At 60.0% G+C, this 12,888-nt stretch carries 10 protein-coding genes; 7 read left to right on the forward strand and 3 right to left on the reverse strand.

What is annotated here, in order from left to right; genetic code table 11:
* Window positions 1-11 precede the first annotated feature (11 nt).
* Entirely contained in the window at window positions 12-1,550 is a 1,539-nt protein-coding gene (locus tag HMPREF9334_RS03975) for an ABC transporter substrate-binding protein (protein WP_006692211.1), read from the reverse strand.
* Between the two features lie 262 nt (window positions 1,551-1,812).
* Between HMPREF9334_RS03975 and HMPREF9334_RS03980 the strand changes: the two genes are divergently transcribed.
* Both HMPREF9334_RS03980 and HMPREF9334_RS03985 read left to right on the forward strand, forming a co-directional pair.
* Entirely contained in the window at window positions 1,813-3,108 is a 1,296-nt protein-coding gene (locus tag HMPREF9334_RS03980; RefSeq protein WP_039957277.1) for a hypothetical protein, read from the forward strand.
* A 138-nt stretch (window positions 3,109-3,246) separates the two neighbouring features.
* Window positions 3,247-3,789, forward strand: coding sequence for a hypothetical protein (locus HMPREF9334_RS03985; RefSeq protein ID WP_006692213.1), 543 nt, complete (start codon window positions 3,247-3,249; stop codon window positions 3,787-3,789).
* Window positions 3,790-3,927: 138 nt separating this feature from the next.
* Here the strand turns inward: HMPREF9334_RS03985 and HMPREF9334_RS03990 are convergent, their stop codons facing one another.
* Window positions 3,928-4,293, reverse strand: coding sequence for a hypothetical protein (locus HMPREF9334_RS03990; protein ID WP_006692214.1), 366 nt, complete (start codon window positions 4,291-4,293; stop codon window positions 3,928-3,930).
* 229 nt (window positions 4,294-4,522) lie between these two features.
* Here HMPREF9334_RS03990 and HMPREF9334_RS03995 point away from each other — a divergent pair, with 229 nt between their 5' ends.
* A complete protein-coding gene (locus HMPREF9334_RS03995) occupies window positions 4,523-5,380 on the forward strand; it encodes an RsiV family protein (protein ID WP_006692215.1) in 858 nt (285 codons plus the stop codon).
* Window positions 5,381-5,442: 62 nt separating this feature from the next.
* Here the strand turns inward: HMPREF9334_RS03995 and HMPREF9334_RS04000 are convergent, their stop codons facing one another.
* On the reverse strand, window positions 5,443-6,627 hold the full coding sequence (locus HMPREF9334_RS04000) for a hypothetical protein (protein ID WP_245535217.1): 1,185 nt from the start codon (window positions 6,625-6,627) through the stop codon (window positions 5,443-5,445).
* Between the two features lie 178 nt (window positions 6,628-6,805).
* Between HMPREF9334_RS04000 and HMPREF9334_RS04005 the strand changes: the two genes are divergently transcribed.
* The 4 genes from HMPREF9334_RS04005 to HMPREF9334_RS04020 all read left to right on the forward strand — a co-directional run bounded on the left by HMPREF9334_RS04005 (window position 6,806) and on the right by HMPREF9334_RS04020 (window position 12,856).
* Entirely contained in the window at window positions 6,806-9,274 is a 2,469-nt protein-coding gene (locus tag HMPREF9334_RS04005; protein WP_006692217.1) for a hypothetical protein, read from the forward strand.
* The gene (locus tag HMPREF9334_RS04010) at window positions 9,262-10,653 is read left to right on the forward strand and encodes a sensor histidine kinase (RefSeq protein ID WP_006692218.1); all 1,392 of its coding nucleotides are present in this window, start codon (window positions 9,262-9,264) and stop codon (window positions 10,651-10,653) included. The genes HMPREF9334_RS04005 and HMPREF9334_RS04010 overlap by 13 nt, the downstream gene beginning before the upstream one ends.
* Window positions 10,646-11,266 carry a response regulator transcription factor gene (locus HMPREF9334_RS04015; protein ID WP_006692219.1) on the forward strand — a complete coding sequence of 207 codons (621 nt, stop codon included), beginning with the start codon at window positions 10,646-10,648 and terminating at the stop codon, window positions 11,264-11,266. Before HMPREF9334_RS04010 ends, HMPREF9334_RS04015 begins: the two co-directional genes overlap by 8 nt.
* Window positions 11,267-11,428: 162 nt before the next feature.
* Entirely contained in the window at window positions 11,429-12,856 is a 1,428-nt protein-coding gene (locus HMPREF9334_RS04020) for an SPFH domain-containing protein (protein ID WP_006692220.1), read from the forward strand.
* Window positions 12,857-12,888: the final 32 nt, after the last annotated feature.

Here is a 12,888-nt window from a genome sequence, read left to right on the forward strand (position 1 = left end):
TGGAGTACGTTCTACTCCACCGTCCACTCGTTGACGTTCCAGAAGAAGCCGACGCCGCGATAGCCGAGCAGGCGGTTCGGCGTGATGCCGTGGACACGTGCGTTCGTCACGTAGATGAAGTCGATGTAGCAGATGTAGATATAGGGGAGGTCTTTCGTCACTTCTTCCTGAAAGAGCCCATAGAGGCGCATCCGCTCGGCGGTGTCGGTTGCGCGGCGGGCGGCAAGCAGGTATTCGTCCACGCGCGGATTCGAGTAGTGGCTGTCGTTCCCCCGTGCATTCGTCGAGTACACCTTGTAGGTATGCGAATCCGGATCGATCTCGTTCCCCACGCCGCTGAGGTATGCCATCTGTCCGTCCCAGTCGACCTTTGCGGGGGTCTCCACGGTGCAGTGAATCCCGACCGCACGCAGCTGCGCCGCCACCACGTTGGCAATATCGATGCGGTTGCGTTTGTCATTCTTCACCGTGAGGACGAATCCGACTTCCTCCCCGCCGCGCATATAGTAACCGTCAGAGCCCTTTCTGCAGCCCGCCGCCTCAAGCATCGCCTGTGCCTTCGCGGGGTCATAGTCATAGTGCTCGATCTTCGGATTGTTGAAGGGGCTGCGCTGCAGCGGGCCATAGGCTGGCATCCCGTGCCCGAGCAGCGCCTCGTTGACTACTGCCGCGCGATCGATAGCATAGGCGATGGCAGGCAGGAGGTCACGGTTGTGCTTCCAGTAGGGATGGGTGCAGTTGATCATGATCGAGCCATAGTGCGCGGACTTCATCGCGTAGTAGCGATAGCCGTCCTTTCCCTCAAAGGGAGCCGCTGTCTTCGGCGCGAGCCGTACCAGATCCACCTTCCCATCGGCGAGTGCCTTTGCCTCGGCAGCATCGTCCGCCACAATCTTGACGACGAAGCGGTCGATCTTCGGTGCACCGCGATAGTAGTCCTCATTCTTCACGAGGACGATCTCCTTGCCCGCCTCCCAACGCTCCATGCGGAAGGGACCTGTCCCAACGGGATTGCGAAAGAAGCCCGTCGTTGTGAGATCCTGTCCCGCAAGGATATGCGCCGGCAGGATCGGCTGCATCATATAGTCGAGGAAGGCCGCGTTCGGCGCGGACAGACGGATGCGCACCGTCCGGTCGTCAACCTCCGTGATCTCGCGTACCTCCTCGAAATTCGATGCGTGGAGGGAGCGGATGAGCGGATTCTTGATCGCCTCGATGGTGAACTTCACATCCGCCGCCCGCAGCGGCTTCCCATCGTGCCAGCGCACGTCCTCGCGCAGATGAAACACATAGGTATAGGTCTCAGGGTCATACTCCACCGACGCAGCGAGCGCTGGGACGATGGCATCGTTCTCGTCACGGCGCATCAGCCCGTCAAACAGCAGCTGCCCAACCTCGGAGTACTCATCCACAAGCACGTTGAGCTGATCGTAGTCCTTTGTGGCATAGACAAGCTGCGAACCGTGCACCTCGTCCGCGCAGTCTCTCCCGCAGCCACCTGCGAATGCGAGAAGCACAAATGCCATGCACAAAAGCAGCAGTTTCTTCACCGCACATTCCTCCCTTTTTGGTTGCATCGGTCTTTTTCCCATTTCCGCATGTATTTACTGGACTATGTTTTCATGTCTATCGTTCGATAAACCATTCGGTATTTATGATTCATTTTCCTTCTCTCCATCCGTGAATTTTTCAATTTTGTTCGAAAACCTGTCATATATGACAGGTCACAAGGGAGATCTTTTATGCTAAAATTATAGGAATCGCTGATAAATCTCATGCTTCCACAAAATAATCGAAAGGCAGGTGATCTTCATGCCCGAGGAGGTTCGCGCAATCCAGTGCCGCAGCTGCGGCGGAGCGATGTACTCGGATCAGAAGGCGGCGGCATATGTCTGTGCGTTCTGCGGCACGTCGGTTCCGTGGACGAACGAGCAGGTCTTTTGGTCGTCGCCGATCACGTTCCGTCACAAGCCCGTACAGATCGTGGACGGGGCGATGAAGCTCGGCCATGTGGAGGTGATGACGGAGGTCGACCCACACGATGCGCGGGTTCTCAGTCAAAAATACCGCCAAAACAGTGTCGCGGGCAAGCTCGCGCTCTGGGACGAGACGACGACGGCAGCGTTCGCAGGGGTCTGCCGCCTAACGTTCATATGCCCGTTCTGCGGCGGCGAGTTCACGGGCGAGTCAACGCAGCATTTCTTTACGTGCGGCTACTGCAGCAATACATTCGAGGACGAGCAGCTCGTACGCCCCGGCGGCTATCGGCGGGAATTCATCATGGGGGTTGGCGCGGAGAATATCCCCGAAAAGGCGATTCCGTTCTCTGTCACGATGACGCAGGCGCAGAATGCCGCACGGGTGCTCGCGCAGCAGTTTCCGCAGGAGTTCGCGGGGCAGGACATCGAGCGGCGCATCCGCGCGGAGATGGCGGCGGTCTACATCCCGTTCTCACTTGCCGATCTCAGTGTCAAGATGTCCACGCACAGCAATCGCGGTGATTTCGAGGCGTACGAAGAGATCGTCAACTGGGCGTGCCCCGATACGACACTCTATGACATCCACCTGCTCGATCGGCTCGACCCGTGGGATTTCGGCGCGGTGATTCCATTCGATCCCGCCTTTGCCGAGGGGATCTTCCGCGTTGCGGCGACGGCAAACAACGCCTCACGCGCGGATGTGATCGACAATCTCCTCGCGGAGCGGCTCGTCACCGACCTAAAGGATGCATTCGGGCTGACGAAAGCGGAGATCATGCTCTGGGGGCAGGATTTCCGCAAGCACAAGAGCGCAACCTTCCTCCTGCCCGTCTACTATCTGGATCGGCGCGCAGAGGACGGTGAAAACGCACGGCAGGTACGCATCGCGGTGAACGGACAGACGGGCAAGGCAGCCGCACTGTTCTATCAATACGGGCGGGAGGAACGGTACGTCTCGCGTGCACCGTCTCACCCGAAGGCGATGTCGACGGAGCACACGGTGCGCACGCCGCCCGTTGCGGTCAAACGCGTCGGCTCGCCGTTCCTGCACCGCGTCCTTCCGCTCGATCAGGTGCTGCAGAAATCGTTCGGACAGCGTCTGCGCGGGCTGTTCGGATTCGGTTCCTGATATACACACAGAAGCGCTGATAAAATAGGCTCTCAGATTGGCGTAGATTTTTTGTCCGATTGAGGAGGTCATCGGTGCTTCCCACAGGAGAAATCTTTTATGCTAAACGATAGGCATCACCGAACGAAGGAGGACATCATGAAAAAACTTCTATACGCCCTGCTCCTGTGCATCCTGCTCGCCTCCGCACAGCCGTGTGCGGCAGCCAATCTACCGGAGGAGGAGTTCGCCCTCGGCGGCATCCGCATCGGCGATACGCGTGCCGAGGTCGAGGAGCTCTACGGCAATGGCAATCACTACGCAGATGGTGTGGAGGTGTGGAACGGCGAGGATGTCGGCATACACGCCATTGACTACGGCGCGTCGCTCCATGTGACGTACCGCAGCTCGGACAGGGGCTGGCACGTCATCAGCGTGCATCTCGGCGTGGACGACGTGAACGAGTACCTTTCAAAGCCGTCCGAGGAGTCGCAGAGCCTTGAGACACCGCGCGGCATCCATCTGGACAGCACGAAGGAGGATCTTGAGGAGGCGTACAGCTACCTGCCGAAGCCCAAATGCAGCAACAACGCACCGCCCGTCTGCGGCTACTTCTACGACGGCGACACAGCGCAGATCGCATTCTACATCTGCGCCGAGCACAGCCCCGGCATCCGTGCGATCTGGCTGCACGAGAAGTAAAGGAAGCACTGATAAATTCAGCGATTCCTAAAGCACCCAAAAACATAAGAAAACGGCTGCTGTCATGAAGGTTATCCCTTCGTACAGCAGCCGCTTTTGTGTCCCTAGCAGCAGTTCATAGTGCTTTCAGCGCTATGCTCACATCCTCTGCCACTCGGTAAAGCGGAAGGCTCGCGCACCACCACCGACATCCACGCCGCTGTAGTAGTCATCGTAGTAGCCATACTCCTCAAGGTAGTCCCGCACGGCGATGTTGCCCGTGTAGACATCGATCCGCCCGCTCGGCAGTGCGCTGCGGAACTCGCTGACCGCCGACGACGGTGAGCTCGGCTCGTACATCGTGATCGTGCTGCCGCTCTTGACGAAGATTGCAAACTTGCCCGCCTTCACATGGTTCTGGAAGTCGCTCTGACTGATTGTCCCGTGCCACATCGCCAGTGTCACGGAGGACATCGCCAGCATCAGCGTGAAGACCAGTGCCATCACTTTAGCTGCCCGTTTCATGGTACATCATCTCCTTTTCAACACAGACTGCTCGGAAAATGAAGCTGCGCAGCTCATTTGTCTTATTATAGTCGAAATGATTCGGAGAGTGTACTGTCATAAATGACAGGTTTATCAAAAATTTTCTCAAAAACCTGTCATTTGTGACAGGTCACAGCGCACTATTTTCATGTTAAGATAAACACGACGAATCACTCATTCCCCGACATTTACGCAAGGAGGAACAACCATGCATACCAAAACGTTTCTATCCGCCCTCCTGTCCGCGCTCCTCCTCTGTGCGCCTCTCTCGGCAGCAGAAGGTGTCCTGAATGACCGAACGGAGGAGCACACACGGCCGCCACAGTCTCTGGAGAACGTGCAGGACATGGCGGCGCGGGACTGGTCACGCTCCGTAGAACCCCCTGTCTCGTGGCTCACGGTCGAGGATCATGTCCTGACGGTCTACGACACAAACGAGGTCAAGGCTTACCGCGCCGTCTATCCCGAGATTGCGCTCGTGGATGATGACATCTCACCGCTGGCAAAGGCATTTAGAGAGTGGTCTTCGGAACAGAGCATGGGCGCATGGCACAGCTCGATCCGTACCGCCAGCGAGGAAGTGCGCAGGGACGGGTACGAGCTCCCCTTCTATTACAGCGATATCACGCCCATCTCGCGGTGGGGACGGGTGGATGAGCAGCTCGTCTCGTTCTTTATGGAGGGGTCATCGTATGCGGGCGGCGCGCATCCCATCGCCCATGTCGATGCGTATACCTTTGATCGGAAAACGGGGCGGCAAATCGCGCTCGATGAGATTGTCACGAACCGAACGCTCCTGATCGCCGCCATCGAGGCGGCATTCCAAACGCAGTATCCCGCAGCAGTGGAGCGGGATTTCCCGCACGGTATCATGGAGGCACTGCTCATGCAGCATCCGGCAGAGAAGGGGCTTTCGTCGTTCTGCTGGTACATGGCAGCCGACGGGAGTCTCGTGATCTACTACCCGGACTCCGTGCTCGCCTCCTACGCAGCGGGTGCATTCACCCTCACGATTACACGGCAGGATGCACCGCGCCTCTTTACGGCGGCGTATCCGATGGAATAGTTGGTGAACGCAAGAACAGGTGTGCAATGCAAATACTGCATTGCACACCTGTTCTTTGTTTTTCAAAAATACGCCGTCAAACTCATTCCGAGCACTTTCTGCCGTGCGCCGTCAAAGGTACGCCCCATAAAGAGCGACGTGCCGGAGCGGGCGGGGCGCAGGTCGAAGCCCTCGACGGCGAGTGCAACGCCGCGCGCAAGGACGATGTCGGCACGCGCCCCCCAACCGCGGAATCCCGCACGTCCGAAGAAGGTCGGATCGCCGTCCATCGCGTGATGGAGATACGTCGCACGCGGCTGATGATAGTAGGCGATCCACGCGCCGTAGTCGCCCGCCTTCTCCACATCGGGCGAGGGGCGCAGACGCAGCGTCGCCACATACCCGTGTCCCTCGTCGTCATAGCGGTCGAGATCGGTCTCTGCGCACCCGTGCAGGTACTCGACCTCGATGCTGCGATATCGATCAAACCGATAACCTGCGAAGAGTTCGAGGATGCGCTGATGGTCGATGCCGTTGTGGAGGGCAAGCGGGTCTTTCATCGCCCGCTCCCGTGTGACGGCGGGCAGCTCCGTCTCCATATCGTAGTAGAACGCGCCGCCCATCCACTTCGCCCGGTTCCGCTCATAGCCGAGGATGACGCCGCGTTTCCGTTTGTCTCCCGTCGGCGCGACGGTGCGCCCGTAGAAGATGGAGGTCATCCCAACACTCTTGTCGCCGTACCGCCAGCGTACACCCTCGACGCGCTTGTCGAAGACGTTGCCCTCGATCGGGGTGAAGATGAATCTGCCCGCGCGGATCTTCGCGCCATGTCCGTTCTCGTGTTCGGTGTAGAGGCGCGAGAGGTAGAGATGGTGGTCATTCCGATGTGCGCCCGCGATCGTGTCCTTGTCATAGCGGATGTCCTCAAGCATCCCACTGACGCTCCACCCGCCGCCCAGGTGAGCGGTCGGCGCAATGCGGAAGCGACGTGTGGAGAGGAATACGTCCCGCTGCTGATGCACGGAGGGAAGCTCCATGCGTGCCTTGCCGTAGAGCCAGCGGTAGTCGCCCCAGAACTCGAAGCGCGGTGTTTTCTCGACGTTCGCTGTGTCCATGCGCTGCTCTTCCGGTGTGCTCTGCTCCGCCGCGTCAGGCGGCAGTGCGGCAGCTGCGGCGGGCACGGCACAGGAAAGGGATGCGCCCATGAGCGCGAGGGGAACAAGGTGTTGGATGTGTCGCACGGTGTCCTCCGTTCTGATCGTGCCCAATCGGGCAGAAATTGTTTTGTCGCAAAACTGGGTTCATTCTACCATGAAACAAGTTAATTCACAAGAAATCACAGAAAACACCCCGTAAATTGTTCTAACTTCTTAGCTAATAGGACTTTTCGCGCAAGGAATTTTATACGTTTCAAACGAAATAATATAAATAGAGGGAGGTGCGGCGATGGAACGACTGCGATCATTGTCCCTGTTTTCGCTCTGTCTGCTCGTCATGGTCTGCCTCCTTCTCCCTGCCGCGCGTGCGGATGCGCTCACACTCGGCTATGACCGCAACTATGGCACGGCGTATGTCAACATCCTGCGCCGCGCGAGCATGGAACCGATGGAGATATTGGGATGTACGCACAAGCGTCTCGAACTGTTCCAGGATCGCCGCGTGGATGCAATCGAAGTCTACGATTTCGAGGCGGAGCGGTTTCAGCGCGGAACATCGGAGCCGCTGTACTGGTATCCACATTTCACGGCGACTGTCGTGTTCGCCGTGCCCGAGGGTACTCCCGTGCCTGTGACACACTGGGCGGATCTTCGGCAGAATGTCACGGTCGTCCTGCCCGACAAATCACCTGAGCGTGAGATCTTTTTCCTCGCGCTCGCACAGCGCATCGCTCCCGATCTCGATGCTTCGTTTGCACAACTCGCGCGTATGCAGGAGATGGGAACGCTCCGTTTGTATCCCTTGCACCGAGGCGTTCGCGGACTTTTTGCCGAGAGGGGGGAGCACGATGTCTATGTGCTCTTTGCCCACGAGGCAGACCGTCTCATTCGGCGCGGCGCACGCCTCACGATTGTCACCCCTGTGGATGGGACCCTCTCGTTCACAAAGGGGCTGCTCTCGCGCACGCCGCTCACATTTTCCGATGCGCTGTTCGAGGAGCTGGCGGCGGCAGGCTACCCCCCACCCGCAGATATCCTCCCCGCGCGCGCGGTGCCGCCCGATTTTCTCCTCTCCCTGCGTGTAGCAAACACACGCTACCACACGGAGATCCGACAGCGCCCCCTCCTCGCGCCGTCGGAGCCGCATGAGCGGTTCATCATCCTCGTCCTCACCCTCATTGTGACGGTTGTCTGGGGAATGACGTTCCGGCAGCGCGTGCTCCACCACGGAGCGCGGCGGGCCGTTCTCCTTCTCATCGCCATGCTCCTGCTCTGGGAACTCGACCGCATGGCAAAGATTCTCACGTTCACGCACGACGAGGCATTCGAACGCCTCCTCTGGTATCTCTACTATGTGTTTCGCGGCGGGCTCTCGGTGGCACTGCTCTGGATCGCATGGGCATCGGATGAGGACGTGCTGGAACGCACAATGCCGCCGTGGCTCAAGGCAGTCTTCGGCGTCAATCTCTTTCTCGCTGTGCTCATTCTCTGCAACGATCTGCATCATCAATTTTTCTACTTCACATGGAGTACGGAGACGATGGAGTGGTCGGAGCACATGGCGTGGGGCACGTATGCCTACTGGACGCTCTGGTTCTCCGAGATCTTCGCCGCGCTCCTGCTCCTCCTCGAAAAGGCGAAGGCGCAGCAGGTTCTGCGAAATACGATGATACTCCCGTTTGCGCTGTTTTTCGCCTTCATCGTGTACTCGATCGCCTATCAGTTGATTGCGTGGGTGCAATGGGCGGAGCTGACATCGGTGACGGCACTGTTCTTCCTGCTGCTCATCGAGCTCTGTATGCGCACGGGGCTGATGCCGTCGAACCGTCTGCATCAAAAGTTCTTCACGCACTCGCGGCTCGCGATGCAGCTCACGGATGCGGCAGGCACGCCCGTCTTCGTCTCAGCGGCGCGGACGCGTGCACCGCAGCGTGACATCCGCACCTCGCGCATGGAGGTGGACGGCGGCGCGCTCCTCTGGCAGGAGGATCTCTCTCTCCTGCACGAGCAGAAACGGCGGCTCACACTGACCCGTGACGCACTCCTGCGTGCACAGAGTGTCCTGCGGGAGGAGCACACGATCCGAAAGCGGCTTCTCAGGCTCACGCTTCGCCGTCAGCTCTCGGAGGAACTGGAGGCGATCCTCGCGGCAAAACGTCCGCTCCTGCGTGCCTTCCGCGAGCAGCTGATGGCGACGGACGACGAGGCGGCGGTCACGCTGCTGATCCGTCGGCTCAACCTGCTCTCCTCCTATCTCAAAAAGCGCTGCGTACTCTTCCTCAAGGGACAGGAGGACGGCTACATCCGTGCCGACGAGCTCTCGATGGCGGTCTCGGAGACGTGCACCTACCTGCGTCCGCTCGGACTGCATGTAGGCGTGGAATGGGCACAGCAAAAACCGCTTCCGGAGGCGGATGCGCTTGCCCTGTTTGACTTCTTCGCGGAGTTTCTGGCACGCGCCGCGCGGGAGAAAACAACGGATGTATTTTGCCGTTTCGCGGACGGTACGCTCACGTTCCTGCTCGAACCGGCGGACTGGATCGCACCGTGGACGGCAGACTGGCAGGCGCGGCACGCGGTACGGATCGCCCTCGCCGACCGTGGCTATGCGCTCTCTCTGCGTGTCCGCCCCGCAGAGACGGAGAAAACCGCTGCTGCAGATAATGCGGCGACGTGCGCGGCAGCGGGCGGCGATGCCCGTGCACAGGCATGCGAACCGCGCGCGGGGGAGACGGAGGGTTCTTCATGGAACGACTGAGTGCATACGGCTATGAGACGATCCTCGCCCTCGTTCTCTTCGCAAATCTCGTCCTCATCGCACAGACGGCGATTCTCTGCCGCAGCATCGCAAACCTCCCGCAGCGCCGCATCCATCATGCCCTGCCGGATACGGCGGCACTGCTCCTCGCGCTCTATATGACGCTTCTCCTCGGCGGCAGCTGGAGTCTCATCCGCATGGAGCTGCCGCCCGATGAGTGGCTCCTGCCACAGCGTTGGGCAGTGGGCATCGCAGCGATCGTGATCGGATGCACCGCCTGTGAGCGCAGACTCGTCCCCTCGCTGCTGCTCATCGGGGGGGGCGTGCTCTCCCTGCCTCCGCTGGACAGGCTGCTCCCGATGAGTGCACTGCTCGTCCTCGGGATGCTGACGGCGCGGCTCCTATTCCTCGCCGCGCGTACACAGCGGCAGCGCAGCCGTGCCGTAACCGCCGCCTCCATCCGCGCGGGGCTGGATCTCATGCCCGACGGGCTGCTCTTTGCCCGTGCGGACCACAGTGCCGTGCTCGTCAACATCGCCATGCTGCATTTCATGGAACGGCTCTGTGGACGGCAGTATCGGAATGCGGCGGTGTTCTGGCGGGATCTGTTGGCGTTTGATGCGCCCGCTGTGGCAGAAAAGGAACTGCGCGAGGATGCCGTCCTGTTCCGCTTTGCCGCCGGCGACGTGTGGCTCGTGCAGCGCGTACAGCTCGCGGGTGATCTGGACGGCTGGCAGCTGACCGCCTCCTGTGTGACGGAGCTGGATGCCGTCACGCGCGAGCTCGCGGCGAAAAACGAAGCCCTCACGAACATGATCGGCGCGCAGAAGGATCTGCTCGCGCGATTCGAAAAGGCGGAGCGTCACCGCGCCCTCCACGAGATTACCTCGCGCGTGCACGACATCCTCGGCCAGCGCATCAGTATGCTCCAGCAGCTGCTCGCGAGTGCCGCGCCGAAGGACGCACTGGATACGATCGTACGGATCGACAGCCTCCTCGAGTCGGTACCGCTCGCACAGGAGGCACATCCCGCAACACTGCTCGCCGATATGACGGACACCTATCGGCGGCTCGGCATCCGCATTGCGCTCACAGGCGAGCTGCCGCGCAACCTGCGGCGTGCACGCGCCTTTGCCGCCATCATCCGCGAGGCACTCAGCAACGCTGTCTGTCACGGGCGCGCGAACGAGATCCGCATCACACTCACGGAGCGACGGCTGCGTGTCTCGGACAACGGCATCGGCTGCACGACGCTCCGTCCCGGCGGCGGGCTCACAGGAATGATCCGCCGCATGAACGAACTCGGCGGGCGGCTCATCATCACCCACACACCGCATTTTGAACTCGATGCACAGATAGGGGAAAAACAGGATGATTAAAATTCTTCTCGTGGACGATCAGAAAATACTGCTCGAAGGCCTCGTCAAGATCCTCGCCCCCCTCGATGACATCAAGGTTGTCGGCACCTGCACTCTCTCGGAGCTGGCAGAGGAGGCGTGCATACGCCTTGCCCCCGACCTCGTTCTCATGGACATCTGCATGGAGGGACGCACGAGCGGCATTCAGATCTGTACGCGGCTCAAGAAGCAGTTTCCAAACCTGCGCATCGTCCTCATGACGGGCATGCAGGAGGTCGCCTTTCTTGAGTGGGCAAAGGACGCGGGCGCGGACAGCTTCATCTACAAGGAGTCCTCGAGCGAGGCATTCGCCGACTGCATCCGCGCCACCATGGAGGGTAGACGGATCTACCCGAGCGCAGCCGCCGGATGTGCACTCGGCGGCACGGACAACCCACTCACGGAGCGCGAACTCGCCATCCTGCAGCGCATCTGCCGCAACATGAACTATGACGAAATCGCCGCCGAGCTCGGCATCACGAAGCGCACCGTCAACTTCCACATTGGCAATATGCTCGCCAAGACGGGCTACAAGAGCATCGTCGGTCTCGCCGTCGAGGCGACCGAGCGCGGCTACGCAGGCAGCGCCCCCTAATGTGTCGTTTTCCCGCGCATAGTGGAGGCGGGGTTATTTTTCCTGCTTTTTCAATTTTTTCGTCCAACCTGTCATTTATGACAGTGCACTTTTCCATGCAATATGATAAAATGGAAAAAACTGTCAGAACACTCTTGTTTGTCATACAAAGGAGGAAAACTCATGGGACTCATCCAAGCAGCAGTCGGCTCTGTGGGCGGGGTTCTTGCCGATCAGTGGAAAGAATACTTCTACTGCGACAGCCTCGACAAGGACTCCCTCGTCGCAAAGGGACAGAAGCGCGTCAGCGGCCGCAGCTCGAACACGAGCGCAACGGACAACATCATCTCGAACGGCTCCGTCATCGCCGTCAACGAAGGACAGTGCATGATCATCGTCGAGCAGGGCAAGGTCGTCGAGATCTGTGCCGAGCCTGGCGCATTCACGTACGACAGCTCCACCGAGCCGACGGTCTTCGGCGGTGATCTCGCGAACGACCTCGTGTCCGTGTTCAAGAATATCGGAAAGCGTTTCACGTTCGGCGGCGACGCACCGAAGGATCAGCGCATCTACTATTTCAATACGAAAGAAATCATGGGCAACAAGTACGGGACGGCGCAGTCCATCCAGTTTGAGACCATGATCGGCCAGTACATGCTGAACGTCAACATCCGCTGCTTCGGCGAGTACAGCTACCGCATCACGAATCCGATCCTCTTCTACACAAACGTCTGCGGCAACGTCGAGGGCGTGTATGAGCGCAGCGAGATCGACTCGCAGCTCAAGAGCGAACTGCTGACCGCGCTGCAGCCGACGTTCGGGCGGATCGCAGCGAAGGGCATCCGCTATACGCAGCTCATCAACTACACGAAGGACATCCGGAACGAGCTGTCCGAGGAACTCTCCGACGAGTGGGGCAAGCGGCGCGGCATCGAGATCGTCTCCTTCGGTGTGTCGAGCGTCAAGGCAGACGAGGAGGACGAGAAGCGCATCAAGGAGATCCAGGACAGCGCCATCATGAGCGATCCGAACCTGCGTGCAGGTCGTCTCGCAGGCGCCACGGCAGATGCCATGCGCACCGCCGCCGGCAACGAGGCGGGCATGGGCGGCGCGTTCGGCTTCATGGGTATGGGTATGGCAGGAAACGCCGGCATGAGTGCCATGGGCGCGTTTGGTCCGCAGGGCGGTGCTGCCCCGCAGGGCAATCCGCTCGCAGGAGGTGCAGCAGGCGGCGGCATGGCAGCAGGCGGTGCGGCGGCAGGATGGACGTGCGGCTGCGGACAGAGCGGCAACACGGGCAAATTCTGCGCCGGCTGCGGCAAGCCAAAGCCGGCACCTGCGGCAGGATGGACCTGCCCCTGCGGGCACACGGGCAATACGGGCAAGTTCTGCGCCGAGTGCGGCAAACCACAGCCGTCCGCCGAGGGATGGAGCTGCTCCTGCGGCACGATGAATCAGGGCAAGTTCTGCGCGAACTGCGGCAAGCCGAAACCGGCGGACGCACCGCTCTACGCGTGCGACAAGTGCGGCTGGAAACCCGACGATCCCACCCACCCGCCGAAGTTCTGCCCGCAGTGCGGCGATGTCTTTGACGAGAACGATAAGCAGTAATTACGCAGCCAAGCGTTCACGCAGGACGCACA

It is taken from the genome of Centipeda infelix ATCC 43532, from assembly GCF_000234095.1.
In the GTDB taxonomy this organism is placed as follows: domain Bacteria; phylum Bacillota; class Negativicutes; order Selenomonadales; family Selenomonadaceae; genus Centipeda; species Centipeda infelix.

Excerpts from the sequence above, each read along its gene's own strand:
- HMPREF9334_RS03980 (WP_039957277.1), top strand. The coding sequence starts at position 1,813 with ATGCCCGAGGAGGTTCGCGCAATCCAGTGCCGCAGCTGCGGCGGAGCG.
- HMPREF9334_RS04020 (WP_006692220.1), top strand. The coding sequence starts at position 11,429 with ATGGGACTCATCCAAGCAGCAGTCGGCTCTGTGGGCGGGGTTCTTGCC.
- HMPREF9334_RS04015 (WP_006692219.1), top strand. The coding sequence starts at position 10,646 with ATGATTAAAATTCTTCTCGTGGACGATCAGAAAATACTGCTCGAAGGC.
- HMPREF9334_RS04005 (WP_006692217.1), top strand. The coding sequence starts at position 6,806 with ATGGAACGACTGCGATCATTGTCCCTGTTTTCGCTCTGTCTGCTCGTC.
- HMPREF9334_RS03995 (WP_006692215.1), top strand. The coding sequence starts at position 4,523 with ATGCATACCAAAACGTTTCTATCCGCCCTCCTGTCCGCGCTCCTCCTC.
- HMPREF9334_RS03990 (WP_006692214.1), bottom strand. The coding sequence starts at position 4,293 with ATGAAACGGGCAGCTAAAGTGATGGCACTGGTCTTCACGCTGATGCTG.
- HMPREF9334_RS04010 (WP_006692218.1), top strand. The coding sequence starts at position 9,262 with ATGGAACGACTGAGTGCATACGGCTATGAGACGATCCTCGCCCTCGTT.
- HMPREF9334_RS03985 (WP_006692213.1), top strand. The coding sequence starts at position 3,247 with ATGAAAAAACTTCTATACGCCCTGCTCCTGTGCATCCTGCTCGCCTCC.